The sequence below is a fragment of the Paenibacillus yonginensis genome (genome assembly GCF_001685395.1).
GTDB classification, from domain to species: Bacteria; Bacillota; Bacilli; order Paenibacillales; family Paenibacillaceae; genus Fontibacillus; species Fontibacillus yonginensis.
The window spans coordinates 157,459-183,494 of record NZ_CP014167.1; the positions used below are offsets into that span (position 1 = coordinate 157,459).

At 54.3% G+C, this 26,036-nt stretch carries 24 protein-coding genes; 23 read left to right on the plus strand and 1 reads right to left on the minus strand.

What is annotated here, in order from left to right:
- Nucleotides 1–91: 91 nt before the first annotated feature.
- Nucleotides 92–871, minus strand: a complete 780-nt coding sequence (locus AWM70_RS00665; protein WP_068693447.1) for an IclR family transcriptional regulator — start codon at nucleotides 869–871, stop codon at nucleotides 92–94.
- A 237-nt stretch (nucleotides 872–1,108) separates the two neighbouring features.
- On the opposite strand from AWM70_RS00665, the gene AWM70_RS00670 reads away from it, so the two are divergent.
- From AWM70_RS00670 to AWM70_RS00780, 23 genes are all read left to right on the plus strand, one after another.
- A complete protein-coding gene (locus AWM70_RS00670) occupies nucleotides 1,109–2,497 on the plus strand; it encodes an MFS transporter (protein ID WP_068693448.1) in 1,389 nt (462 codons plus the stop codon).
- A gap of 202 nt (nucleotides 2,498–2,699) precedes the next feature.
- Nucleotides 2,700–3,464 (plus strand): 5-oxoprolinase subunit PxpB, encoded by a 765-nt coding sequence (gene pxpB / locus AWM70_RS00675; protein WP_068693449.1) that lies wholly within the window; start codon nucleotides 2,700–2,702, stop codon nucleotides 3,462–3,464.
- Nucleotides 3,461–4,462, plus strand: a complete 1,002-nt coding sequence (locus AWM70_RS00680) for a 5-oxoprolinase subunit C family protein (protein ID WP_068693450.1) — start codon at nucleotides 3,461–3,463, stop codon at nucleotides 4,460–4,462. Before pxpB ends, AWM70_RS00680 begins: the two co-directional genes overlap by 4 nt.
- Nucleotides 4,463–4,589: 127 nt before the next feature.
- Nucleotides 4,590–5,366, plus strand: coding sequence for an ABC transporter ATP-binding protein (locus tag AWM70_RS00685; protein WP_068693451.1), 777 nt, complete (start codon nucleotides 4,590–4,592; stop codon nucleotides 5,364–5,366).
- A 17-nt stretch (nucleotides 5,367–5,383) separates the two neighbouring features.
- Nucleotides 5,384–6,187: an ABC transporter permease gene (locus tag AWM70_RS00690; protein WP_068693452.1), complete on the plus strand. Its 804-nt coding sequence runs from the start codon at nucleotides 5,384–5,386 to the stop codon at nucleotides 6,185–6,187.
- A 44-nt stretch (nucleotides 6,188–6,231) separates the two neighbouring features.
- The gene (locus AWM70_RS00695) at nucleotides 6,232–7,287 is read left to right on the plus strand and encodes an ABC transporter substrate-binding protein (RefSeq protein ID WP_068693456.1); all 1,056 of its coding nucleotides are present in this window, start codon (nucleotides 6,232–6,234) and stop codon (nucleotides 7,285–7,287) included.
- Between the two features lie 20 nt (nucleotides 7,288–7,307).
- A complete protein-coding gene (locus tag AWM70_RS00700) occupies nucleotides 7,308–8,735 on the plus strand; it encodes a UbiD family decarboxylase (RefSeq protein WP_068693458.1) in 1,428 nt (475 codons plus the stop codon).
- A 191-nt stretch (nucleotides 8,736–8,926) separates the two neighbouring features.
- Entirely contained in the window at nucleotides 8,927–9,706 is a 780-nt protein-coding gene (locus tag AWM70_RS00705) for a LamB/YcsF family protein (protein ID WP_068693459.1), read from the plus strand.
- Nucleotides 9,707–9,731: 25 nt separating this feature from the next.
- Nucleotides 9,732–11,432 (plus strand): FAD-binding protein, encoded by a 1,701-nt coding sequence (locus AWM70_RS00710; RefSeq protein ID WP_068693460.1) that lies wholly within the window; start codon nucleotides 9,732–9,734, stop codon nucleotides 11,430–11,432.
- 40 nt (nucleotides 11,433–11,472) lie between these two features.
- Complete coding sequence (locus tag AWM70_RS00715; protein ID WP_068693461.1) at nucleotides 11,473–11,784, plus strand: 2Fe-2S iron-sulfur cluster-binding protein; 312 nt, start codon at nucleotides 11,473–11,475, stop codon at nucleotides 11,782–11,784.
- Nucleotides 11,785–11,945: 161 nt separating this feature from the next.
- On the plus strand, nucleotides 11,946–12,818 hold the full coding sequence (locus tag AWM70_RS00720; RefSeq protein ID WP_068693462.1) for an FAD binding domain-containing protein: 873 nt from the start codon (nucleotides 11,946–11,948) through the stop codon (nucleotides 12,816–12,818).
- Nucleotides 12,815–13,774, plus strand: a complete 960-nt coding sequence (locus AWM70_RS00725) for a substrate-binding domain-containing protein (RefSeq protein ID WP_068693463.1) — start codon at nucleotides 12,815–12,817, stop codon at nucleotides 13,772–13,774. The genes AWM70_RS00720 and AWM70_RS00725 overlap by 4 nt, the downstream gene beginning before the upstream one ends.
- Before the next feature lie 22 nt (nucleotides 13,775–13,796).
- Nucleotides 13,797–14,285, plus strand: coding sequence for a (2Fe-2S)-binding protein (locus tag AWM70_RS00730; protein WP_068693465.1), 489 nt, complete (start codon nucleotides 13,797–13,799; stop codon nucleotides 14,283–14,285).
- On the plus strand, nucleotides 14,282–16,513 hold the full coding sequence (locus tag AWM70_RS00735) for a xanthine dehydrogenase family protein molybdopterin-binding subunit (protein WP_068693467.1): 2,232 nt from the start codon (nucleotides 14,282–14,284) through the stop codon (nucleotides 16,511–16,513). The genes AWM70_RS00730 and AWM70_RS00735 overlap by 4 nt, the downstream gene beginning before the upstream one ends.
- 64 nt (nucleotides 16,514–16,577) lie before the next feature.
- Complete coding sequence (locus AWM70_RS00740; protein ID WP_068693469.1) at nucleotides 16,578–17,711, plus strand: XdhC family protein; 1,134 nt, start codon at nucleotides 16,578–16,580, stop codon at nucleotides 17,709–17,711.
- Complete coding sequence (locus AWM70_RS00745; RefSeq protein WP_068693471.1) at nucleotides 17,704–18,363, plus strand: nucleotidyltransferase family protein; 660 nt, start codon at nucleotides 17,704–17,706, stop codon at nucleotides 18,361–18,363. The genes AWM70_RS00740 and AWM70_RS00745 overlap by 8 nt, the downstream gene beginning before the upstream one ends.
- A gap of 186 nt (nucleotides 18,364–18,549) precedes the next feature.
- Nucleotides 18,550–19,908 carry an MATE family efflux transporter gene (locus AWM70_RS00750; RefSeq protein ID WP_068693473.1) on the plus strand — a complete coding sequence of 453 codons (1,359 nt, stop codon included), beginning with the start codon at nucleotides 18,550–18,552 and terminating at the stop codon, nucleotides 19,906–19,908.
- A gap of 398 nt (nucleotides 19,909–20,306) precedes the next feature.
- Nucleotides 20,307–21,941: a sensor histidine kinase gene (locus AWM70_RS00755; RefSeq protein ID WP_068693474.1), complete on the plus strand. Its 1,635-nt coding sequence runs from the start codon at nucleotides 20,307–20,309 to the stop codon at nucleotides 21,939–21,941.
- A 26-nt stretch (nucleotides 21,942–21,967) separates the two neighbouring features.
- Nucleotides 21,968–22,600: a LuxR C-terminal-related transcriptional regulator gene (locus AWM70_RS00760; RefSeq protein ID WP_068693476.1), complete on the plus strand. Its 633-nt coding sequence runs from the start codon at nucleotides 21,968–21,970 to the stop codon at nucleotides 22,598–22,600.
- A 389-nt stretch (nucleotides 22,601–22,989) separates the two neighbouring features.
- Nucleotides 22,990–23,733: a YveK family protein gene (locus AWM70_RS00765; protein ID WP_068693478.1), complete on the plus strand. Its 744-nt coding sequence runs from the start codon at nucleotides 22,990–22,992 to the stop codon at nucleotides 23,731–23,733.
- Nucleotides 23,717–24,361 carry a CpsD/CapB family tyrosine-protein kinase gene (locus AWM70_RS00770; protein WP_068700219.1) on the plus strand — a complete coding sequence of 215 codons (645 nt, stop codon included), beginning with the start codon at nucleotides 23,717–23,719 and terminating at the stop codon, nucleotides 24,359–24,361. The genes AWM70_RS00765 and AWM70_RS00770 overlap by 17 nt, the downstream gene beginning before the upstream one ends.
- Nucleotides 24,362–24,381: 20 nt before the next feature.
- Entirely contained in the window at nucleotides 24,382–25,278 is an 897-nt protein-coding gene (gene galU, locus AWM70_RS00775; RefSeq protein WP_083180072.1) for a UTP--glucose-1-phosphate uridylyltransferase GalU, read from the plus strand.
- 21 nt (nucleotides 25,279–25,299) lie between these two features.
- On the plus strand, nucleotides 25,300–26,013 hold the full coding sequence (locus tag AWM70_RS00780; protein ID WP_068700221.1) for a sugar transferase: 714 nt from the start codon (nucleotides 25,300–25,302) through the stop codon (nucleotides 26,011–26,013).
- Nucleotides 26,014–26,036 lie beyond the last annotated feature (23 nt).

Below are 26,036 nucleotides of genomic sequence, written 5' to 3' on the forward strand. Positions count from 1 at the left end.
CTTCAGCCCGTGAACGCAGAAAAGCCAAGACAAAGGAATCCTCTTTGTCTTGGCTTTTCTCATTTCTGCTGCTCTGCTGCCTGCCCGGGGGCTATCCTGCCGATCCTTGCAGGACCGACCCTGTGAACCCCAGCTTTTGTGAAATTTCATCAGCGGCTTGACGCACCTTGACAGACAGCTGCTCAATCCGCCCTTGATCAAATTGGACCTCCAGGCCGGCGGTGCTTAAAGCGGCTATTATTTGTCCGGCATGATCAAAGATCGGCGCGCTCAGCTCGGCCGTATAGTTCTCAAGCTCCGAGCGGCTGAAGCTGTAACCTTTGGATCTGGCATCTTCCAGCGCTTCTCGCAGCACCTGCTTGTCCGTGATTGTGCCGGAAGCAATCGGTTTCAAATTCACTTCTTTCAAATAGGACTCCCTTTCGTCCTCGGGCAAGAAAGCCAGTATCACCCGGGAAGAGGCCCCGGCATAGAGAGGGGCTTTCCTGCCGATTTTGGTGAACAAGCGAACGGGATGGTCGGTATCCAGCTTTTCGATATAGATCGCTTCCCTGCCGTCCCGAAGCACGAGATGAACGGCTTCCTTGATGTCATCCTTAAGCTGCTCCATCACCGGCAGCGCAGTGTGCCGGATGTCCAGCCGCTCAGCGACCAGGTTGCCGAACTGCAGGAACAAAAGGCCCAGCGAATATTTGCCCTCCTTATCCTTGCTCAGCAGTCCCATTTCCTCCAGCGAGCCGATCATGCGATGCACCGAGGTTTTGGGAATCCCTGACAGCCTGGCCATTTCATTGATATTCAGTTTGTGATGGTTCAGAAACAGATTCAGCAGATCCATGGACCTGACTACCGTTTTATTTTTGTTCTGCACGTTTGCCTCCTAAAAATTCCCTTATGCTTCCTGTTAAGTATCAAGTATACAACCAGTTTAAGCGAAAATGCAGCAACGTCCAGATGAAAAATCCGGCTGATCCTAAAATCAGACTGATTTTTTTGATTTTTCTCTTGCTTTATCTTTAATCCCCACTATAATGATCGTATATATAGGTATTCATATTTCGGTCAATTAATTCCGAATTTCGGTACAGATGAAGGGGGCTGTAAACGTATGGAGCAAAGCGTAATCCGGGTTTCGAACAGAAAGGATATCGTAGATTTCGTCAATTCGCATCCGGTCAGCAAATCCGGCTTCAAAATTATTTTGCTGGCTCTCGCCGGCGTATTCGTGGATGCCTACGATTTCACGAGCATCGGAATCGGTACGGCACAGCTGCAGGAGCAGTTCGGCTTGTCCGCCGTGGAACTGGGCAGCTTGACAGCCATCATGGCGGTGGGTTCGCTTCTGGGAGCGATTTTTGGAGGGTATTATACGGATAAATTCGGGCGGAACAAAATGTTTCTGATCGACTTGTTTCTCATGGTATTCGCCGCATTCGGAGCGGCTTTGTCGCCCAATTTCGGCTGGCTCGTGTTTTTCCGGCTGTTGATGGGGATCGGAGTCGGGCTGGATATTCCGGTGGCGCTGAGCTTTATAGCCGAATTCAGCAACCTGAAGAAGAAGGGGAGCAACGTGACGCTCTGGTGCCCGCTCTGGTTTACGGCGGCATCCATAACCGGGTTGATTGCCCTGCCTTTTTATTTGCTGGACCAGCATGAATACATCTGGAGATGGTCCGTCGGCATCGGCGGCGTTTTTGCCCTGATCGTCCTGTTCCTGCGTTATTTCTTTATGAATGAAAGCCCGCTGTGGGCGGCGCACTATTTGTCGATTGAGGAAAGCGCCAAGGTTCTCCGGAAGACCTACAACATCGAAGTGATCGTCACGGAGAACGCCGAAACAGGCAAGGCCGAAAAGGCCAAACAAGCGAAACCGTCTTATAAAGCGATTTTTCAAGGGAAATACAAGCTCAGAACGATATTGGCTTCCATTATCACCTTTACCCAGAGCATGGAATATTTCGCGGTTGGTTTCTATATTCCGACCATTTCCAGCCTCTTGTTCGGCAAAGGCGTCATCTACGCGATCGTCGGCACTATCGTGTTTAATCTGTTTGGTGCCTTGGGCGGGTTCCTGGGCGCTTCGTTAAATACCCGCTGGGGGGTCCGCAAGCTGTCCATCGCCGGCTATATCCTTGCCGGGCTTGGGCTTCTGCTGATGGGCGGGGTCGGCAATGTGTACGCCGGAATATCGGCGGTGCTGCTGGCGGCATTTATTTTCGGACATGCGTTTGGTCCGGGCTCGCAGGGAATGACGATGGCGACTTTGTCCTATCCGACGGAGCTCCGTGGTCTCGGAACCGGCTTTGGACAGGGCGTAACCCGAGCAGGCAGCATACTTGGCTTTTTCCTGTTCCCGGTCGTGCTGGCCGCGGCAGGCCTCTATAATACTCTGCTGATGCTGGCGGTTGTGCCCGTGCTGGGTTTAATTGCAACGCTGTGGATTAAATGGGAGCCGGTTGGATTAGACGTGGAAAATGGAAAAGAAATTTCGGCTTAACGCAGGGATTTTTGTAAAATAGCCAAAATTTCCGCTTGAATCGTTTTTGTCCAGAAAAAAAACTTGATTTTTACGGAAATGCCTTCAAAATAAACTATAAAATCACCGAATAACGGATTTTAAATACCGAAATTCGGTACAACATTCGTAAAGGTTTATGAAGAGATTACAGAAGAGGGGTTTCCCTTTCAGGAGGAACGGTATGGTGATCCACAATCCAAACGGTGCCGATGCCTGGAGCGGACTTCAAATTCTTCCGCTTGGCGATTCGGCCCTGGTGATCAAATTTGGCGATGCCATTGATCTGGAGACGCACAAGCGCATCAGGCAGCTGTCCGAATATTTGGAGCATCATCCTTTTGCAGGAATGACCGAATACGTCCCCGCTTTTACGACAGTCACCATTTATTATGACCCATGGAAGGTTGCAGCCGAGTCTGCTTCCGCAGACGGGGACGTCCGGCAGTCTCCGTTTGAGGCAGTCAAGGCTGCTGCCCTGAACCTGCTGCTGGAGCTTAAGGATACGGATTCGGCGGCCCCGGCCACGGTTCGCATTCCGGTTTGCTACGGCGGGGAGCTGGGACCGGACTTGGAGGAAGTTGCAGCCGTCAACGGGCTGACGAGAGAAGAAGTGATCAGCATTCACAGCTCGGCCGATTATTTGGTCTATATGCTGGGGTTCGCGCCGGGATTTGCTTATCTGGGCGGCATGTCCGGCCGCATAGCAACTCCCCGCAGGCAAACGCCTCGGCTGGCCATTCCCGCGGGAACCGTAGGCATTGCCGGGGAACAAACCGGGGTTTATCCGATTGAAACGCCGGGGGGCTGGCAGCTGATCGGCAGAACGCCGATCCGCCTGTTTGTACCAGACCGGACGCCGCCGACGGTGCTCAAGGCCGGAGATCTTGTCCGGTTCTACCCGATTTCCCGTCAGGAATACGAGGAATGGGAGGAATCGAGCTTATGAGCCTTAGGATTGGCAAACCGGGTCTGTTGACCACGGTACAGGATCTGGGCCGGTTCGGCTTCCAGAAATACGGCGTCATTGCAAGCGGGGCGATGGATGCCTTTGCCCTGCGGGCAGCGAACCTGCTGGTCGGCAACCCTCAGGGGGCAGCCGGTCTGGAAGTTACGATGCTGGGGCCGGAGATTCAATTTGAACATACGACGTTGATTTCGGTCTGCGGCGGCGACTTGTCCCCGCAATTAAACGGCCGGCCTTTTCCTTTATGGAGAACCGTGCTGGTTCCGAGTGGCGGCGTGGTGAGCTTCGGCCGGATGAAGCTTGGCTGCCGTGCTTACCTGGCGGTTGCGGGCGGCATTGACGTACCGCTGGAAATGAACAGCCGCTCGACCTATTTGCGGGCCGGCATCGGAGGTTTTCAGGGCCGGGCGCTGAAGTCGGGGGATGTTCTCCCGGTTGGCGAACCGACCTATCAGGGCTCACAGCTGCTGAGGCTGCTGGCCCGGGATGCGGACAGGGAAGCCGGGGCGGTCAGCCGCTGGTCGGCTGCTTCGAGCCTCAGGCCTGCTTATTCCGCCAACCCCGAGGTAAGAGTTATAGCTGGCGCGCAGTATCCGGATTTCTCGGCAGACAGCCGGGTCTCCTTTGAACAGGACGCCTATTCCGTTCTGCCGGAGTCGGACCGTATGGGCTACCGGTTCAGCGGCGGTTCGTTAAAGCTCGAGAAGCCGGCTGAAATGATTTCAACGGCGGTCACCTTCGGAACGGTTCAGGTTCCGCCGGGCGGTAATCCAATCGTGCTGATGGCGGATAGGCAAACAACCGGCGGTTACCCGGTAATCGCCCAGGTGGCATCGGTGGATTTGCCGCTGCTCGCCCAGGTGAATTTGGGCGGCAAGGTACGGTTTCGCCTCATATCGCTGGAGGAAGCCGAAGAGCTCCAGCTGCAGCGGGAGGCAGCCCTGCAGACGTTCGAAAGCGGGATAAGCAGCCTGCGTTAGCCGGTTTAATAAGCTGAAGCCTTACGGCAGTACACCTTTCGGCTCTTTAATGTGTTACCGAGGGAACGAGGGATCAGGGCAGAGGATAATAGGGAGTTATTTTAACCAAGTGGAGAGGAGGGCGGTTATGACTGAGGGCGGTTATTCCAAATTGGAAATATCGAATTTAAAGGTTGAATATTACGCTAAGAATCAGCGGACCGTAGCTTTGGAAAATGTGGATCTGAAAGTCGAGGACGGTGAATTTGTCTCCGTGATTGGTCCCAGCGGCTGCGGGAAATCCACGCTCCTTAAGGTGGTGTCGGGCCTGCTGACGCCGGCTGCCGGAACGGCCCGGATCGACGGTAAAGAGATTAAGGAAATTCCGGGACAGGTCGGCATGGTCTTTCAGAACGATGCGCTGCTGCCTTGGAAGAGTGTGGCGGACAATATCCGGCTGCCTCTGGTGATTAAAGGGATGTCCAAGCAGGAGCAGGACGCGGAAGTCAAACGCCTGCTGCAAATGGTCGGGCTGGAAGGCTTTGGCCACTATCATCCCAAACAGCTGTCGGGCGGTATGAAGAAGCGGGTCGCCTTGGCCCGGACGTTTGCTTACGATCCGGACATTTATTTGATGGATGAGCCGTTTGGACCGCTTGATGCCCAGACCCGGGTGAAGATCGGTGAGGAATTTCTGCATATTTGGGAGCATGTAGGCAAAAGTGTGCTTTTCATCACCCATGACATCGAAGAAGCAATTGCTTTGTCCGACCGGGTTATCGTCATGTCTTCCCGTCCGGGAAGGATCAAAGCTGAATTCAAGGTGAATCTGGAGCGTCCGCGTCCCTTCTATGATATTCGCTTTGACCCCGTCTTCAAAGAATTGCAGAAAGAGATATGGACCCAGATGTCCAGCGAGGAATAGGAAGGAGAGTGGAAGATATGGCCTCGGAACCGAAAGAGAGAAGCTCCGGCTCGGCTAAAGCCGCTCCCGGCAGGTACAGCAGCAGCAGTGTCTGGCTGGGCCGAATTATCTTATTTGTTGTCCTTATCGGTCTTTGGGAGTTTCTGTCGGGCCGGGCGTTTAACGCTTTTTGGGTCAGCAAGCCGTCCCTCATCGCCAAACGGATTTATGATATGACCTTGAACGGCGATTTGTGGTATCACCTAAGCGTTACGCTTCAGGAATCCCTCGTCGGCCTGCTGATCGGTATGGTTGGCGGTACGCTGCTCGGGATTGTTATCGCTTTTAGCGGCATTTTTCAAAAATGGGTTTATCCCTACATCATGGCTTTATACAGTCTTCCCCGGGTATCGCTGGCTCCGCTATTTATCGTCTGGTTTGGCATTGGCATGTCGTCCAAAATTCTGATGGTTGTAGCGATGGTTATCTTCGTCGCTTTCTATAATGCTTACGAAGGCGTGCGAAATATCGACAAGGACCTCCTGGACATGATGAGCACTTTCAAGGCGAAATGGAACCATAAGCTGAACTGGGTGGTATTTCCGTCCATCACGACCTGGATTCTGACCAGTCTACGGCTCAATATCGGGATGGCGCTGATCGGCTCGGTCATCGCCGAACTGGTCGGGTCCAACCGCGGATTGGGTTATTACATTACTTATTCTTCAAACATGCTGGATACGACGGGCATCTTCACCGGTCTGGTCCTGATCATGCTGATTGCTGTCGTTCTGGAACAGATCATCATTCAGGTTGAGCGCCGTTTGCTGAAGTACCGCTAATTCAATCCAAATACTACATTTCAAAGGATAGGGGAGGAAAGAAAATGAGACAAACAAAGATTTCGCTTGCAGCGCTTCTGGTATTGATGATGGTGGTGCTGGGAGCATGCGGGAACGGGAACAATTCCGCATCTTCCGTGAACAGCGCAGATCCTTCCGAGACTTCTTCCGGCACGGGAGCCAGCTCAAGCAATGGGGGAGAAACAAACAGCACACCGGAGAAGGCCACGATTCGTGTAGGTCTGGTAGGCGGGGGCATGACTCCGATCATCACGCAGATCGGCATCAACGACGGCTCTTACGAGCAGGCGGGAATTACCGTTAAGAAAGAGGAATTCAGCTCCGGCGCCGATATGGTGCAGGCTCTGGTAGGCGGAAGTCTGGATATTGCGCTCGGCTCCTACGAACACGTGCTGAGACAGCAAAAGAATGGGCTTGGCGTGAAAGCTTACGGGGAAATCTTTAACGGCGGCGGTTATGCGCTGGTAGTTAAGAAGGATGCCCCTTACCAATCGCTGGCCGATTTGAAAGGCAAAACCCTGGCCGTTACCAAGGTCGGCAGCTTGTCCGATACGGTGCTTCGCGAAGGGCTTAAAGACGCAGGCATCGACGGCAGCAAAGATGTGCAAATCATCAACGGCGGCAGCGGCGCTACCATGCTGGCAGCGATCGAAAGCGGCAAGACTGCCGGTGGCATGGCTTCCGAACCCACCGTCTCGCAGATGGTAGCTACAGGCAATTATCGTGTGCTTTACGATCCGCCGTATGATTTTGCCGGGATCGTCGTGATGGCCAAAACCGATTGGGTAGACAAAAATCAGGACGCTATGCGCCGTTTCCTTCAGGTCAGCAGTGAAATCAATGACCGTGCCCAGCAGGACCCCGCTTCCGCAGTAGCCGCTATGCTGAAGGAGTTTAACCAAGTTCCCGCGGACGTGATGGAGACGGCTGTGAAGAACCAGTTGGCCAAGGTGCCGGAGGGTTTGAAAGTAACCGAAGCCGGCGCCAAGAAAGTGTCCGACATCGAAATCGAGCAGGGCGTTATCAATAAAGAAATTCCGTTTGATCAAACCGTAGACCTGTCCTTACTTCCACAATAAAAAGGAGTGACCTGCAGATCATGGCCAAAGATTTAAGATCCTATCTGTCACAGCTTGTTCAGCAAAATGAAAGCCAAGTCCGGCTGGTCGATACGGAGGTTGATCCTCGTTTCGGCATTACGGCCTATGCGGCGGCATTGGCTGAAAAAGGCGATTATCCAGCCCTGTTGTTCAATAAGGTAAAAGGCTCCGATATCGCCTGCATCTCCAACTTGCTTACATCCTACGAACGAATCGCTTTGTATTTAGGCTGCGATGTGCAGGACATTCCCCGCGTTTATGGGGAGAAGCTGCAAAAGCCGATTGATCCGGTCGTCATCGAGCGCTCCGAGGCAACGGTCAAGCAGCAAGTGATTGAAGAGAAGGACGTTGATCTGTCGAAGCTGCCGATCCCGGTGCATAACGAGCTGGACGGCGGGCCATATCTGTCTGCGGGTGTCATGATCATACGCGATCCGGATTCGGGTCTGATCAATGCGGGCATTTACCGCCATCAGATCTTCAACGAACGCGACATGGGCGTTTGGTTTCTGGGTGCGCACCACGGCGGCCTGATTTATAAAAAATATAAGCAGCAGGGCAAGCCGGCCCCGATTGCCATCGCGCTGGGCCATCATCCCGGCTTCCTGATGGGAGCCGTATCCCGGGTGCAGGGCATCGGCGGCGAATATGAAGCGGCGGGCGCCTTGATGGGCGAAGCGCTGGAGCTGGTCAAAGCCGACACCTCGGATCTGCTGGTTCCGGCTCATGCCGAAATCATTCTCGAAGGCGAAATCCTGCCGGACAACGATCATGCCGAAGGACCGTTCGGCGAGTGGCCGGGCCACTACCTTGGCGGCGGCTCCGTGCCGACTATCCGCATTACCCGGATTACGCACCGGAACAATGCGATATTCCAGGACATCGTAGCCTCGGGGCGCGAGCATCTGGTCGTGGGCGGCGTGCCCCGTTCGGGCAGCATTTATCAGACGGTCAAACAGGTTGTGCCGAGCCTGAAGACGGTTAATGTGCCTTTCTACAGCCGAATGAACTGTTACATTTCGCTGCGCAAGGAGCGGGATTCGGATGTGAAAAAGGCAGCCTTCGCCGCGCTGAACACCGAGCAGGAGAATCTGCGCCACATCGTGGTTGTTGATGAAGACATCGACGTGTTTAATGGCGAAGAAATCGCCTGGGCGATAGGTACCCGTTTCGATGCCGAACGCGATCTGCTCGTCATTCCGAAATGGAACGGTCCGGGCGGACTGCTTCCGACCAACTGGGAGTATAACGCAGAAGGGAAAAATACGCCGCGCATGTCCAGCGCCGTAGTTGTTGACGCAACCAAACCGGCACCGCCGGTCGTCTTTCCTAAGCGGGCCGTGGTTCCGCGGGAGCAGGTGGAGCTGGCTGAGCTTGAGTCGCTGCGCGGCTTAAATGCGGAAGAGAAGGGCAAATGGCTGCCGTAAGGCAGTACATATAAACATTTAAACATTCCAAGCCTCAAGCCATTTGCGGGGGTCTGCTGAGAAGCAGAACCCCGCAAGTGGCTGGGGCTGGCTTGTTTCTTAATCGAAGTTGGCCTAGCAGAGGAGTCAGCCGGTGGAAGCCGTCTGATTTTTCGAATTTATCGAGCTAAACAACGGGAGGGAAAACAAAGATGAGAATGGTGGATTTGAACTGTGATATGGGGGAAAGCTTCGGCGCTTACAAGCTGGGCAGAGACGAGGAGATATTAAAATATGTGACGTCCGCTAACATTGCCTGCGGGTTCCACGGCGGCGATCAGGCGACGATGCGCAAGACGGTCAAGCTGGCTTTGGAGCATGGTGTTGCTATCGGTGTGCATCCGGGCCTGCAGGACCTGATCGGCTTTGGCCGCCGGGATATGGATATTTCGCCCCAAGAGGCTTATGACCTTGTAGTTTACCAGATTGGCGCCTTATGGGCCTTCGTTAAAGCGGAAGGAGCCCGCCTGCAGCATGTGAAGGCGCATGGGAATTTGTACAACATGGCCGCCAGAAATGCCGCGCTGGCTGAAGCTATTGCCGAAGCAGTGTATAAGGTCGATCCCGAGCTGATTCTGTACGGCCTGGCCGGCAGTGAACTGATCAAGGCGGGGTCGAAGGCGGGGCTTCGTACTGCCAGTGAAGTTTTTTCCGACCGTACCTATCAATCCGACGGTTCCTTGACCTCCCGCCGGCTGCCTGATTCGATGATCACGGACGAAGAGGTGTCGCTCAAGCAGGTGATCCGTATGGTTTCGGAAGGCAAGGTGCTGTCGCAGCAAAAGGTGGATGTGCCGATTCAGGCCGATACCATCTGTGTGCATGGCGATGGCGTGCATGCCGTCGAATTTGCGAGCAAGATCAGAACCTCGCTGGAAGCTGCCGGGATTACCGTGCAGGCTCCCGGCAAAACAACTGGACTGAACGCCTGATAGGCGAAACAAAGGAGGAGAAACCGTGGAGAAGCTGCATTTGCAGAGTGACGTATTGATTATTGGCGGCGGCGCAGCAGGCATGATGGCTGCCCGCGCGGCAGCCGATGAAGGAGCCGAGGTGATTCTGGCTGACAAAAGCCTGATCGGACGGGGCGGAGCGACTATCCTGGCGCAGATGACCGTAGCCGTTGCATTGGGGGAGGCGGAAGAGGATAACCCGCAAATTCATTTTGAGGACACCATGAAAGGCAGCCGCGGACTCGCTGATCCGGAGATCGTCCGCGCTATCGTGGAGCGGGGACCTGAGGTGATTCTCGAGGCTGAGCGTTACGGGGTTAAATGGGCGCGTACGCCGGAAGGCAAACGCTCTCAGGCTTTTGCACCGGGGCATTCCAAAGCGCGCTGTGTCTATGTGGATATTCTGAACACGGGCGGCGCTACGTCCGCCGGACTCAAGAAATCGATCTGGAGAGACCCGAAGATCAAACGGCTTAAGAACATCATGATTACCAAAATTGTTGTGGAGCAGGGACGCGCCGTCGGGGCGGTCGGCTTTGAAATGGAGCAGTTCCGGCCGGTCAGCATCGCCGCTTCTTCTATTATTCTGGCGACAGGCGGCCTGACGGAAGCTTTTGCCCGCAACAGCGCTTCGGCCAACATGACCGGCGACGGTTATGTGCTCGCCGCAGAGGCGGGGGCGGAGGTGCGCGACATGGAAATGGTGCAGTTCTTCCCGATTGCGCACCTGTTCCCGCCTCTGGTGGGCATTGACCCGATTATGTGGGACCCGTTCCGCTACAAGCTGGGCGGCCGTCTCTTGAACGGCAATGAAGAAGAATTTATGGACAAATACAATGGTGAAGTGGCAGGCAGGTATACAGCTGCCCGCGACCAGACTACGCTGGCGATCTTCCGCGAAGTGGAAGCCGGCCGCGGCACGCCGCACGGCGGAGCTTATCTCGATTTCCGGATGGTGCCGGAGGAGAAGCTGAAGGAAGCGTTTGGTCCGGTAATCGACATTCTGCGGAACCAGGGGGTAGACCTGACCAAAGATATGGTCGAGGTGGCGCCGATGGCCCACTTCATGCTGGGCGGCGTAAGGGTGGACGACAAGATGAGAACACGGGTGCCGGGTCTGCTGGCTTCCGGCGAGCTGATCTACGGCATGCACGGCGCCAACCGGTTGTCTGGCAACGCGATTACCGAAGCGCTGGTGACCGGGCGTATTGCCGGGGAAACGGCTGCCAAGGATAAAGCTCCGGTCGATGAGAAGGCGGTTCGCCAGGCGCTGGATGAGGAAATGGCCGCACTGAAGACGTTCTGGCATCCGCAGCCGGTAGAGAAAGACACGGCCTCTTTGCAGGCTTTTAAACGCAAGCTGCAGCAGGTGATGTGGCAGGGAGCCGGACCGCTTAGAACGGAACAAGGATTGTTCGAAGCGCAGAAGGCTCTGGCGGAGCTGAAGCAGGAGCTTGAGGCGATTTCACTCGCCCAGCCAAGCAAATTTGCTTTAAGCCTCATTGAGAAGGTGGAGGCCGCCAATTTGCTGAAAGTCGGCGAAGCGATTGTGCTCGGCGCTTTGGCCCGCAAAGAAACACGCGGCGCCCATGTTCGCCTGGACTATGACGAAACGCTTGCTGTCCCTTATAGTTCAAGCTTTGAACTGGGAGCGGACGGGAACTGGCTCGTCAAGCAGCTTGAACTGCCCGCAGCTGTACAATAAGGAACCCCAATAGGGTGAATCAGAAGGGAGAACAAACATTATGCCGGTTGTGAATTTAAACGTCTTGCGCGGTGAAGCAGAAGGAGGAGAATATACCGAACATTTCGAGGTGCCTTATGAGGACGGGATGAGCTTGCTGGATGCGATTTTCTGGATTCGGGAACACCAGGACCCTTCCTTTGCGGTCCGGTATTCCTGCCGCTCGGCAAATGCCTGCAAGGAATGCTCGGCCCTTGTGGACGGAAAAGCCGGGTATCTGTGCAGTATCCGCGCCGTACCGGACAGCGAAGTCAAGATCGAGCCGCTGCGCGCTCTTCCATGGATCAAGGATTTGGCGACCGGACTGGAGTGAGCTTCGGCTCCATATAAGCGAATGCTTCCGAAGCAAGTTTTATTGCGAAGTAACTCGAAGTAGTAACGCTTCATAAAACTAAGCGAATGCTTCCGAAGCAAGTTTTATTGCGAAGTAACTCGAAGTAGTAACGCTTCATAAAACTTTTAGGAGGAACCTCTATGCCCTGGCTTCAGCCGCACAGCTTAAGCGAAGCGCTTGAGCTGCTTTCCAGAAATCATCCCCGCATTGTATGCGGGGGCACGGATTTGTTTGTGAATGCCCAGCGAAACGGGATCGAAGCCCAGTCCACCGACTGGCTGGACATCGGCCGGATCGAGGAACTGAAACATGCCAGCCGGACTGAAGAAGGGCTGGAGATCGGCGTAGCGGTAACCGCAGCCGAAATTTGGCAGGGCAGCTTGTTTGCCTGCGTGCCTGCCCTGCAGCAGGCGGCCAAAACGGTCGGCGGCTGGCAGATTCAGAACCGCGCCTCGCTTGGCGGCAACGTGGCCAACGCTTCACCTGCCGCCGACATGGTCGTCCCGCTCGTCGCTTATCGGGCAGAGGTTCGGCTTGCGAGCCAGACAGGCAGCCGATCCGTCCCGGTGTCCGAGTTTATAATCGGACCGAAACGTACAGCGCTGCGCGAAGGCGAAATGATTGTCTCGCTGTTTATTCCGGCCCGCAGCCTTGATGTCCCTCAGGTTTTTCTGCGTCATGATCAGCGTTCCGCTACGGATATCTCCATCGTATCTGTCGCGCTGCTGCTCAGTGCTAAAGCGGGTCAAATCGAATGGGGGACAGCGGCTGTTGGAGCCGCCGCGCCTAAACCTTTTGTCCTCGGACCAGAAGAAGAGCAGGGCTGGTCAGGCGAACTGGATGCCGGCAAACTGCAGCAGCTGGGCGACTTGTACGCCCAAGCCAGCTCGCCGATCACGGATGTCAGAGCCGGCGCGGATTACCGCCGGTCTTTGGTTGGCACTTATATCAAACGGGCAGCAGGTCTGCTGCTGGATCAGATTTCGGGATCCGAGAAAGGGGAAGTCGTATGACAGATCACAAGTTAACTTTGGCGATGTCGGAAAGCGACCGTACGCTTAAGTTGTTAACCGGGGCGCGCAGCATCCCGGGTTTCGCTATAGATGTGCAGCAGGAATCTATTGAAGATATTTTTGTGAAGCAGATTTCACAGAGCGCTTATGATGTGTCCGAGTTGTCCCTTGCTTCTTATTTGATTGCCAGAGGCGGAGGAGATGCGCGTCTGACGGCGATCCCTGTTTTTCTGTCCCGTTCATTCCGTCATAATGCCATTTATGTCCGTTCTGACAGCCCGTGGCAGCATCCTTCCGAGCTGAAGGGCCGCAGGTTCGGATTCCCCGAATACCAAATGACGGCTGCGGTTTGGGTGCGGGGCATGTTCCGGGATGAATGGGGAATCTCGAACGAGGATATGCAGTGGTTTACGTTCCGTCCGGAGAGGGTGCCGGTCGAAATACCGGCCACGCTGACCGAAGGCGACATCTTTGAAGCTTTGGCAGAAGGCAAAGTCGACGCGATTATGACGGCCCGCCGTCCGCCGGCTCATTTGTTCCCGGCATCGGGTGAAGGCGGCGTGCTTCGCCGGCTGATTCCGAATGTCTGGGAGGCGGAGCGGGAGTATTACGGCCGCACGGGTATTTTTCCAATTATGCACCTTGTTTCGGTTAAGGCACAGACTGCCGAACGTTATCCGGAGCTGCCGAAGCAGCTCTACCAAACCATGCTCGACATCAAAGACGAAGGCATCGCCGGCATGCTGGAGACGATCAAGAACTATACCTCTGCGCCGTTTATCTGGGAGTCTGTGGAGAGCTCGGCCAAGCTGATGGACGGGGATTTATGGCCGTACGGCATCAAGAGGAACCGGGCGCAAATCGAGAAATTCATCACCTACCTGCAAGCGGACGGCCTGCTCCATCGCAGTCTTTCCCTGGAAGAGCTGTTCCATGATTCCGTACTGGATACTTAAATTAACCTAGGGAGGCGGTTTTGTGAGCGCTGGACAACAAGACGGCAATTTCAAGCTGAACCTGAACGGGCAAGAAGTGGTGTGGAGCGGGGAACCTGCCGCATCGCTGGCTGATGTTATTCGTGAACAGCAGGGACTAACCGGAACCAAGATCGGCTGCCGGACCGGCGAATGCGGAGCGTGTACCGTGCTGCTGGAAGGCCGTCCCGTCGTATCCTGCTTGATCCCGGCGGCTTCCGTTCAGGGGCAGCAGGTTGAAACGATCGAAGGACTGGCACGTCTGGAGGAATTTCAATCGCTGATGGCAGCGATGCAGGAGAACGGCGGAGTGCAATGCGGGTTTTGTACGCCGGGGGTCATGGTAACAACCTGGGCCTGGCTGCAGAATCCGGCTTTGTTTAACGGAGACCTGGGTTCTGCTTTGAAAAATAACTTGTGCCGCTGCACGGGTTACCTCGGCATTATCCGTTCGGCGGAGCAGGTTTTGGCGGGAAGAGGTGCGGGCGTATGAGCGAACTCCGAAAAAAATCGCCCGCCGACCTCAGCGCCAAGCTGGCCGGCGAAACCCGTTATTTGCATGACCTGAACTTTCCGGGTCAGCTGGTGGGCGCTATCTACCGAAGTCCCTATGCACACGCCCGGATTCTCTCCATTAACGTGGAACGGGCCAAGCAGGTGGAAGGTGTAGCAGCGGTGCTGACGGCCGATGATTTGCCAAGCTATAAATATGGTCCGACGAAATTTAAGGATTGGAACCTGCTCGCCAAGGACCGGGTGCTGTTCATCGGGGATGAAATCGTAGCTATTGCGGCTGAAACAAAGGAAGCGGCGCAGCGGGCGCTTGAATTGGTGGAAGTCGAATTCGAGCCGCTGCCTGGCGTGTTTGATCCGGAGGATTCGCTGAAACCGGGGGCTCCTCTTCTGCATGAGGATGTAGAGTCCAACAAACCTATGCAGGTCAGCGTAAGCCGTGGCGATCTGGAGGAAGGCAAACGGAAAGCGGCTGTAGTCAAGGGCGGGCGTTATTACTCCAACCGGGTTTACCAGGGACATTTGGAGCCTGTTGGCGCAATTGCGAGCTGGTCTGACGAAGAGGGCATCACCATCTGGGCTCCTTCGCATATCCCTTATCGGGCGAGAGAGACCTATGCGGCAGGCTTTGGACTGCCGGAAGATAAGGTGCGGATCATTGTGCCGCCCATCGGCGGTTCTTTTGGCGCCAAATACGTACTGAAGGTGCATGTCATCGCGGCTGCGCTGGCTATGGCTGCCCGCCGTCATGTCAAAATCATACTGGACCGTTATGAAGATATGATTACGGCACATCCTCGCGTTCCATTGACGTTCGACATTGAAATCGGCGCGGACGAGGAAGGCCGTTTTGTTTATAAAGAGCTTACCGTTTACGCGGATGCGGGAGCACGTGTCTATTGGAGTCCAAACGTCGTTTCGACGGTGTGCACACGCGCCGATAATATCTATCATTTCGGCAGCGTCAAATCGGAAGGTTATCTTTGCTACACCAACAACAGTCCAACAACCTGCATGCGCGGCTTCGGCAACGCGGAGATGTTGTTTGCCGTGGAGAGCGTCATTGACGAAATAGCGCTGGAGCTGAATATGGACCCGGCCGAACTCCGCTTAAAAAATATCGTCCATCAAGGCGATACGACGCTTCACGGCTACCGCCTCGATACATGCAAGCTGGATGAATGCATTGAGAAGGTTAAGGAGCTTTCAGGCTGGCATCGCAGAGCTTCGCTGCCGCCTTACCGCGGGCTTGGTCTGGCCGTTGCCAACCATGTGTCCGGCTTCCGGGCCATTGATCCCCGCTTTGATGGTTCTACGGCGGTCATCCGTCTGAAGCAGGACGGAGGGATCGAGGTCGAAACCGGGGAAATAGAGCTGGGTCAAGGCATGTCCCTGACGTATGCCCGCATAGCCAGCAAAATTCTGGGGATCCCGGAAGAAGCGATTCTGGTCAAGTCTGGCGACACAGGCCGGTATCCGTTTGGCATCGGCACTTTGGCTTCGCGCAGCACGGTTATGGGCGGCAACGCGGTACAGAAAGCGGCACAGTCGCTGGCGGCCCGCTTGAAAGAGCTGGCCAGGGAGACGCTGGGCGAAGCGGCGGACTTCCGGGAAGGTGCAGCTGTATTGGAGGGGCAAACTTATTCCTTGAGCGAGCTCGCTTCCTGGTACCGTGCCCGCCATGCGGGTGAAGAGCTGGAGATCAAAGAAACCTACGTGCCGGATACGGACCTGCCGGACGCCACTTATTTCGGCCACCCGTCGCCCAACTATCCGTTTGCGGCTCATGTAGCCGAGGTAGAGGTGGATCCGGATACAGGCAGAACGAAAGTCATCGGCTATTGGGCCGTACATGATTCAGGCACAATTATCCACGAAACAATGGCCAAAGGTCAGGTGCTTGGTGCCATCGCACAGGGGGTGGGCTGGGTGACGATGGAGGATCTGCTCGTCAAGGACGGCAAAGTCATGAACCCGTCGATGATGGATTACCGGATGCCGGGCGCCAATGATATGCCGAAGGCGGAAGTCTTTTTTATTCAGGGAAAGGATCCGAACGGTCCGCTTGGAGCCAAGTCGATCGGCGAAGTGGCGTTAGACCCGGTGCCTGGCGCTATCGCCAATGCGATTGCCCATGCTACGGGCAAACGGGGTTATGCCCTGCCGCTGTCGGCGGAGAAGGTTTGGAAATCGCTGCAGAACACGTAAGCCGATTGCGGCTGCTGGTCGGAATAGGCCCAGCCGATTTTGCGGACGGGAGGGGAAACAACAAATGGAAGAAATCGTCCGGATCTTAAAGGCTTGTGAAGAAGAGAGCTGCTCCTGCGTCATTGCCACGATCGTGGAGGTGGCCGGCTCCGCTTACCGAAGAGAAGGAGCCCGCTGCGTTATTCTGGAGAATGGCGAGGTCAAAGGCATACTCAGCGGCGGCTGCATCGAAGAGGACCTGAAGGAGCATGCCGCCAAGGTGTTTGCTACAGGGCTTCCCCGCCGTTTATATTATGATTTCCGGGCCGGGGATGACGAAGTCTGGGGGCTGGGCATCGGCTGCAACGGCGCTGTCGGGATTTGGCTGGAGCTGTATGATCCGGCCCGCTTCCCGGAGCAGGCGCGGCGAATGAGTGAAGACTACCGGCGCCGCTTGTCCGCCCGCCTTCCATATGTGGCGGTGACGGTATTGTCTTCCTCGGACCCGCTTGCTCATCCCGTCGGCGAACGCTGGACGGCTTCTGAAGAGCTTTCTGCGGAGGCCGGAGAGCTTCGTGAGCTGCGTGAGGGTCAAAAGGCAGGACGTGTAAAAGTCGCAAAGGATGGAGCAGAGCTTGAGCTCCTCGTGGAGCACGTTCGTCCGGCAGCCGAACTGGTGATTGTCGGCGCGGGGGAAGATGCGCGTATCTTATGCGAGATGGCCAAGCAGCTCGGCTGGAGAGTCGGCATCCTGTACCATGCGACAGATAAAGCAAGCCGGCAGCAGTTCCCGCACGCGGATGAACTGATGATCATTCCCCGCCTCGCTTATGAGCAGGCGGATGTTGCGGGGAAATCGGTGGTGGTCATGACCCACAATCTGGAGCTGGATCGCGAAGCGGTCCGGCAGCTGCTCCGGGCTAATCCTGCTTACTTGGGGCTTGTTGGCTCCAAATACAGACTGGAGCAGATTTTGAGCTATATTCGGAAGGCAGACCCGGGATTTGAGGACAGTCTGCTGGAGAAGCTGTATTCTCCTGCAGGGCTGGATATCGGCGCAGAAACGCCGCAGGAAATTGCGCTCAGCATTTTGGCCGAGGCGGCTGCCTGCCGCAGCGGGCAGTCCGGCGGCTTCCTGCGCGACCGCAAAGGCCTGGGCCGCCGATTCCAGGCGCACGGTCAAAGCCAGGGCCAACTTCAGGAGCCCAGCCATGTTTGAGCAAATCGGCGTGCTGATTCTCGCGGCAGGCTCGTCCAGCAGGATGGGCACTCCAAAAATGCTGCTCCCGGCCCCGGAAGGCAATCTGCTCAAGCAGACGGTTAGCCGGGCGCTGTCTGCGGGACCGCTTCATGCAGCCGTCATAGCGGCCAGGCAGGGCCCGGTCCGGCGTGAGCATATCGCCGGCCTGCCGCTGCCGGTAGAGTGGCTGGAGACAGATCACGCACAGCAGGGGCTGGGAGCTTCCTTGTCTGCGGGAGTCGAGGCTTTGGCGGGAAACAACCGCTCGCTTAGAAGCGTTATCGTGCTGCTGGGTGATCAGCCTCTGATCGATGCCCGGATCATCAGACAGGTGGCCGAACGTTACCTGGAAACCGGAAACCTGATCGTCCAGGCCAGGTACACGGACCGCCCTGCGCATCCCGTATTGTTTGATGCCGCTCTGTTTCCGGAGCTGCAAAACTTATCGGGGGATGAAGGAGCTCGCCGGCTGCTGCAGAAATACAAATCCAGAATTGATTACGTAGACGCCGGCTGTCCGGCCCCGGAGGATATTGATACACCTGAGGAATACCGGGAATATATCAGACAGCTCCAGAACGTTAACGTGCATAAAGCTCCATGGCCGGCGGACAGCTTTAAAGCGGAATAAGCCGAATAAATACAGAAACCGTTCCAAACTTATTTTGGGCGGTTTTCTGTTTGTTGCGGCTTCATAAGGCAGCGGGGATAACCAGTCTGGTGCAGGAGAGCCTGCCCTCTAAATTTTTAGGCTGATAAATCCGCAGAGTTGTTATATAGTAGCTTTACAAATATATAACAAAGAAGGTAATGGTACTTGAGTTTATTTGTGCGTGAGAAGCCGTTTTACCGGGCCTTTATTTCATTGACGCTGATCATCGGGCTGCAGAATTTGATCACTTTCGGCGTAAATTTGTCCGACAATCTGATGATTGGCGGATACAGCGAAGCGGCGCTGTCGGGCGTTGCTTTGGCTAATCAGATCCAGTTCCTGCTGCAGATGCTCGTCATGGGCACTTGTGAAGGCGTTGTCATTTTGTCCGCGAGAGCCTGGGGGGCAGGCCAGATTCAAACCGTCAAGCAGGCGGCTGCGATCGGCATGTGGATTGCCATGCTGCTTAGCGTTTTGATGTGGGCGGTCGTCTTTTTTGCCCCGCATGCCGTTTTATCCGTGTTCACAGGAGATGAAGCGGTCATTGCCGAAGGTGCGCGTTACCTGCGGATTATCTGTTTTTCTTATTTGTTTTTTGCAGCTACGAGCATTTTGCTGGCAATGCTGCGGAGCGTCGAGACGGTCAAAATCGGATTTGTTGTTTCTTTATCCACGCTTATCATTAACATTTGCCTGAACTATGTACTGATTTACGGAAAATGGGGATTCCCGGAGCTTGGTATCCGCGGCTCGGCCATTGCCACATTAAGCGCGCGTATGCTGGAAACGCTCATTGTGATTGGATTTGTCAAACGGTTTGACGACAAAATCCTGCTGCGCTTCCGAGAACTTCTGCGCATTAATCAGCCTCTGCTCCGGCAGTATCTGAGGATAGGCTCTCCTATTCTGATGTCCAACACGATCTGGGGAGCCGCCATGGCCGCGCAGACCGCTATTTTGGGACATATGGGGGCTGCCGCCATCGCGGCCAACAGCATCGCGACAACGGTGTTTCAAATCGTGACGGTTATCACTTATGCTTCGGCCAGCGCCACCTCGGTTGTCATTGGCAAAACGATCGGCCAGGGCCGGATGGAGAAGGTGAAGCCTTATGCGAAGACGCTGCAGCTGCTGTATGTCGCCATCGGGCTGGTCACTTCCGTGCTGCTGTTTGTCAGCAAAGGGTACGTGCTGCAGTTCTACAGCATTTCGGGCGAAGCCAAGGAGCTGGCTCTGCGGTTTATGACGGTGCTGGCCGTGACGGTCATTGGAACAGCCTATCAAATGCCGGCATTGACCGGCATCGTAAGGAGCGGCGGGGATACCAAATTTGTGCTGTATAACGATACGATTTTTATGTGGCTGGTGGTGCTGCCTTCATCGGCTTTGGCCGCTTTCGTATGGAATTTGCCGCCGCTCGCCGTCTTTATCTGCCTGAAATCGGATCAGATTCTGAAGTGTTTTGTAGCTTTGGTGAAGGTGAACCGGTTCCGCTGGATTCGAAGCTTTGAAAGAGCGGCCTGAGCCCAAACTGGAGCGACGTAAGCTCTGTATATATTGTGAAATGCTGTCGAACCAGAAGATGTCGGATGATGACGAAGAGCCTTCCCCATAGAAAGGGAAGGCTCTATTTTTTTGAAGAATATGGTTACAGATTGAAGGAATTGGGTAAAGAGTACTAGCCAAAATTATGTCATCAAGTGGTGGGCCAGCTCTAGGACAAACGGTTTAGAAGGAGGTGTGTTAAGCTCAAAATTTATAGGAATTTCGATTCTAATATCGAATGTAAGCGCTTTTTGAAAACGATCAGGCTTGTTATCAATTTCCTTTTTATGTATCATCCAAATAAACCTGTAAACCTGATTCCGTTCTCTTCAAAAAGCCGAACAACGGTTTGTGAAACAAAAGAATAGGGTGGTGGGATGAAGTCCAAGTCAGCATTTGAACGCAACACGTGGAGATTTACACGCTATGGTTCATTGTTTCTGATAACCTTGGTTTATCTGTTTAATCCTTCGAGCATTCCCTTATGGATCAGGTTAGGTATGATTATTGCTCTATTGGCGTCTGTCCCTGTAGCCGTCAACTTGTACCGGCATTATGCCGACAAGCCGGTTGCTCTGAAAATTGCCGTGATCTGCGAGATGGCGGTGATTGTGCTGCTTCTGCTGCCGACCGGAGGAATGGACAGCCCGTTCAAGTGGTATGCCTTAAATCCGCTCATGGTGGCGTCCGAGCTGCTGAGCGCATGGTTCGCTTGGAGCCTTCTTGTTAGCTATATCGGCGTTCTTGGTGCCGTATTTTATATCTTTTTAAATTTGGAGTTAAAAAATGTTCCAGCGTTTGCCTTTCAGAATTCCGGACTGATTGCTGCGCTGGTCGTTGTGGTTGTGGCCATGCAGATGATCGGCAGCGTGCTCCGCGAGCTGGACCGGGCCAATGAACGGACGGATGAAACGCTGGATCATATCAAATCGATTTATCACATTGTCGAAACGGCGAGCCATCACGAATTGATGAATATTGGCCAGATTATTGCCGATTGTGTGGTCAAGCTCACCAAACTTCCGAAAGCTTTGTTCTGGTTTGCCCCGCGGCCCGGGGAGGTCACGCCGGCCAGCTGCCAGACTGGCTGGAATCAGGCTGAGGAAGCGCAGCTGTTTGCACGCATGGAGCAGCATCTGGAGGAGTGGAGAAGAAACGACGAACCCTTTTACCGCGGGATTGAAGGTTTTGGCGACTTTCTGTTCATGCCGGTGCGGATGAATACCCGTTTTGTTGGCGTAATCGGCGTCAGGCTGGAAGCGGAGGGCAAGATGGAGGTGAACCGCTGGCTGGCGCAGCAGCTGATTTTGCTTCAGGAGCTCAGCTCAATTATTCTGGAACGCCATGAGCTGGCCGTGACGGAGAATCGGCTGACGATTATCAACGAGCAGAACCGGATTGCCGACGAGATGCACGACAGCGTTTCGCAAAGCCTGTTCGGCATTGTGTATGCCGCCCATTCGCTGAAGCAGACCTGGCGCGAACTGTCCGAAGAAGAGCTTGAAGAGCAGATTGATCTGATCAAGGACAGCGCAACGATGGTAGCCAAGGAGCTGCGCAAGACGATTCACAGCTTAAGCTCCAAGAAAAGCGGAGGGCAGAACTGGCTGGGCACCGTCCGTTCCCATCTCAGCACGATTTCGAGGCTGAATGGCGTTGAGATCGATTTTAAAGTGAGCGGTGATGATTACGGGCTGCCTTATCATTACCAGAAAGCCTTGTTCCGGATGATCTCGGAAACGACGGGCAACGCGATCCGTCACGGCAAAGCCAAACTGGTCCGGGTAGAGATGGCCCTGCGCCCTGAATTGATCAAGCTGTCGGTTACGGATAACGGGACCGGCTTTGACATGGACAGTGCGGCGGCCAAAGAAACCGAAGGCGGCTTAGGCATGCCTAACATGCATTATTTGACCAAATCGCTTGGCGGGGAAATCAGCATTTCCAGCACGATCGGCACAGGGACCCAGGTGGAATTGTCCATTCCGGTCGGCGTTCTTGAATACAAATAAAGTTACGCTTAGGAGGCTGCTTAACGATGAAAATCGTCATTGTAGATGACCATCCGCTTGTCAGGAAGGGACTGGCTGCCGTGATTTCCATGCAGCCCGATGTCCAGTTCGCAGGCGAAGCGACAAACAAGCGTGAAGCTTTAAGTGTTATTGAGCTTACAAGCCCTGATTTGGTATTGCTGGATTTGAAGCTGGCCGAGGAATCCGGCCTTGATGTTATTGTTGCAGCCAGAGGCATGGGCATTCGCAGCAAATTTGTGCTGCTCACCTCATCGGCAAGCCGGGAGGACTTCAAGCGGGCGGAAGAAATGCAGGTAGACGGATACGTCATGAAAGAGGCGCTGCCCGAAGAACTGCTGTATGCCATTCATCTGGTGCATAAAGGACGGAAATATTATGATCCCGGTCTTGTGACCAGCCAGCTTCAGGATAATGAAATGAGTCCTGCGGATGAATTGACGCCGAAGGAGAAAGAAGTGCTCATCTCGCTGGGGCAAGGCTGCAGCAACCGCGAGATTGCCCAGAAGCTGTTCATCAGCGAATACACGGTCAAGAAACATGTTAGTCAGATTTTGGCGAAACTTCAGGTTGCGGACCGGACCCAGGCTGCTCTTTATGCCAATTCCATCGGTTTGTGCAAATACGAGGCGACAAATTAAGCACGCTAAAATTAGACAAAAATAGAGGGTTTTCGCTCCGCATGGACGGAGGCGGGACAACAAAGGCGCGGATGCTTTCATCCGCGTCTTTGTTTATGTCCGGAAAGCAAGCCAGACAGCCGGAAACCCGCGCCGCTCTAGGGAAACGCTTACATCTGCGGCAGGCTTTGACCGCCCGATTTCACTGGTACAAAAGTGTACTTTTTTGATGTTCACAAGTAGCACCTCCCTTTCTACGAAAGTTAACCCTAAAGTAATCCAAGGAGTCATGTAATTTCACATGTAATTGCTAGAATGAAAACAGCAATAAGAGGAAGTGCTGATTTTGGCGGCTGCCGAAGGCAAGCCGTTTGCCCAGGGGCCGGCTGATAACGGAAAGGGGGATACCGATGGAGAAAACGATTTTGGATTATGTCCATATCATCCAAAAAAAGCTCTGGATCATATTCGTCTTCGTATTGATCGCTTGTGCAACCACCTATTATGTGAGCAAGACGTTTGTTACTCCGGTTTACGCTGCTTCCGGTCAGTTGATCGTTAATTCTATCAATCCTGCCCAGGGAAGCAACAATTTGAACGATCTAAATACAAGCTTGAATTTAGTCCAGAGCTACAAGGAAATTATGGAGTCGCCCAAAATTCTGGGCGAGGTCGTCACCCGTTACCCGGAGCTTGGATTAACGGAAGATGAACTGGCCAAGAAGCTGGAAGTGAAGGTTTCTGAGAAAAGCCAGGTCATGAACCTGAAGGCAACGGATGAAAGCTATTCCAGAGCGGCCGGGATTGTCAACGCGGTGTCCGCAACTTTTATCGACGCCATCCCGTCGCTGATGAATTTGAATAATGTGAAGCTGCTTACGTCGGCAAATGCCGAGCAGCCTGGCGCTCCGGTCAACGGAAGCGTGGTAATGAATCTGCTGATCAGCTTTGTTGTCTCCTTGATGGTTGCGATCGGCGTCATTCTTTTCCTTGAAAGCATCAATGACACGGTGCGGACGGAAAAGGAAGCCGAGGAGTGGTATGGGGTTCCGGTCATCGCAAGCGTTCCGATGATGTCGAGAAAGCAGGCCGGCAAACCTTCCGCCAAAATCACAGGAAGAGTGGAGGAACCGTCTTATGCTGCGTTTAAATGACAGCCTGGTGTCCGAACGAAATCCTGCTTCGGCAGCAGCGGAATCGGTCAGGTCGCTGCGGGTATATATCCGCCAGCATTTGCAAAGTGCCGGGAAGGACAGTACCGTCCTGATGCTGACTTCAGCCAATGAAGGAGAAGGGAAAACGCTGCTGGTCGCCAATCTGGCCGTATCTTTTGCCCAAGAAGGCAAAAGGGTCTGCGTGATTGACGCCAATTTGCGGAAACCGGCTCTTCATCTGGCTTTTGGCCTAAACAACGGAGGAAACGGGCTATCCGACTACTTGAGAGGCGCCTGTGAAGCAGAGGCGGCCATCCGGCCCAGCTCGATTCCGGATTTGGACGTGATCACGGCAGGGGCTGCGCCTTGGAACCCGGCTGAGCTGCTGTCCGGCGAACGAACGGAGCAGCTGCTTGCCCATCTGAAGCAGCAATACGAAATCGTGCTGCTGGACTCCGCCGGTGTACTCGGCTGCATTGATGCCCGCGTCCTGGCCTCGCAGGCCGACGGCGCCGTCCTTGTCGTAAGGTATGGCCGGACGAAACGTACAGCTGTCAGCAAAGCCAAGCAATACATGGATCAGGCCGGCGTTCCACTGCTCGGCATTGCCATGAATCAGGTCAAATAACGAAATCATTGGGAGGGTACATGATGAAAAAAGTTAAAAAGGCAATCATCCCCGCTGCAGGTCTTGGCACACGTTTCCTGCCGGCAACGAAAGCAATGCCGAAGGAAATGCTCCCGATCATCAATAAACCGACGATTCAGTATATCGTCGAAGAAGCGATAGAATCCGGCATCGAAGATATCATCATCGTAACCGGCAAAGGCAAACGGGCAATCGAAGATCACTTCGACAATGCCTTTGAGCTGGAATCCCGGCTGCTTGAGGACGGCAAGCTGGAGCTGCTGAAAGAGGTTCAGCGGTCAGCAAAGGTGGATATCCACTATATCCGCCAGAAAGAACCGAAAGGCCTTGGTCATGCCGTCTGGTGCGCGCGCCGCTTCATCGGCGACGAGCCGTTTGGCGTGCTGCTCGGGGACGACATTGTGACCGGCCAGAAACCGTGTCTGCGCCAGCTGATTGATCAATATGAAGAAACCCAAAATTCGGTGATTGGCGTCCAGCAGGTTCCCGATGATTTGACCCACCGCTACGGCATTATTGAGCCTGATTTCCAGCAGGACCGCTTGTATCGCGTTAACAACTTCGTTGAGAAGCCCTCCCCAGGTACGGCGCCTTCTAATCTGGCGATTATGGGACGTTATGTATTTACCCCAAAAATCTTTAAATATCTCGATCTGCAGGAAAAAGGTGTCGGCGGCGAAATTCAGCTGACCGATGCGATTCAGAAGCTGAATCAAAGCGAACGCGTTTATGCTTACGACTTTGAGGGAACCCGCTTCGACGTGGGCGAACGTCTGGGCTATATTCTGACAACATTGGAATTTGCGATGCAAAGCGAAGATTTGCGTTACCCGGTATTGGATGCTATGGCGGAGTATTTAGAGCGGATAGAACAAAGAACAACCATGATCGGTTGAGAGGAGTTGCGATAGATGAGCATGCCTAAGCCTAACCTTCCCGAAGAAATGGACTATGCCATGCCCACGCAAAATGTATTTTATGCCCGATACGAGGAATCCAAAACAGAGTCCAAGTCAGATCCCGGACCCATGTATCACTTTTTGAAAAGGTTCCTGGACATTGTGCTTTCCTGTATCGGTCTGGTGCTGACTGCGCCGGTATTTCTGATCGCAGCGATCTGCATCAAAGTAGAGGACCCGGGCGGCAAAGTCTTTTTCAAACAGACACGGATCGGCAAAAACGAGCGCCCCTTCGAAATGTATAAGTTCAGATCCATGGTCTCCAACGCTGAAGAGCTGAAGAAAGAGCTTATGAAATACAACGAGGTCAGCGGAGCCATGTTCAAGATGAAAAATGATCCCCGCATTACGCGCACCGGACGTTTTCTCCGCAAGACGAGCATCGACGAGCTTCCCCAGCTCTGGAACGTGCTGCTTGGCAATATGAGCCTGGTAGGTCCGCGGCCTCCTCTGCCTGACGAGGTAGCTCAATATACGGAATATCATAAGCAGCGGCTGAAGGTCATTCCCGGCTGCACGGGCTACTGGCAGGTCGGAGCGCGAAACAGCGTCGGTTTTGATGAAATGGTGCAGATGGATCTGAAATATATCAAGGACCGCTGCATCCGGCTGGACCTCAAAATCATCATGCTGACCGGCTTGAGAATTCTTAACTCTAAAGATGCCTATTAAGACTGGCAGCAAGGATGGGCGGA